This window comes from Halorubrum sp. SS7 (genome assembly GCF_005435055.1).
GTDB lineage: Archaea > Halobacteriota > Halobacteria > Halobacteriales > Haloferacaceae > Halorubrum > Halorubrum salinarum.
On the sequence record NZ_SGXV01000476.1, the window covers coordinates 1 to 319 of the forward strand.

1 protein-coding gene is annotated in these 319 nt (G+C 64.9%); it reads right to left on the minus strand.

What is annotated here, in order from left to right:
* Positions 1-28: 28 nt before the first annotated feature.
* A complete protein-coding gene (locus EXE44_RS18855; protein ID WP_137706058.1) occupies positions 29-304 on the minus strand; it encodes a ribbon-helix-helix domain-containing protein in 276 nt (91 codons plus the stop codon).
* Positions 305-319 lie beyond the last annotated feature (15 nt).

Genomic DNA, 319 nt, shown 5'->3' on the forward strand with positions numbered 1-319 from the left:
AGAGAGCGCCTGTTCGGTGTACTCGACCTCAGTCATCCAGGCCCAGTCGCTCGCGTCCCTCGTCGGCCGACACCGTCTCGTCGCGGTCCGCCTGCTCGCGGCTCTCCGCCAAATCAGACAGCGTCTCCTCGGAGAGCGTCACCGACGGGTCCACCCAGTCGCGCAGCGCGTCGCGGATCGCTTCGGACTTACTCGCGTACCCCCGCCGTTCCCACTCCTCGTCGATACGGTCCAGCAGGGACTTCGGAACCCGGACGTTGATCTTCTCCATCCGGTCGTCGCCCGCGTCTGTGTCGGTGCTCATATTGTGTGATACAGT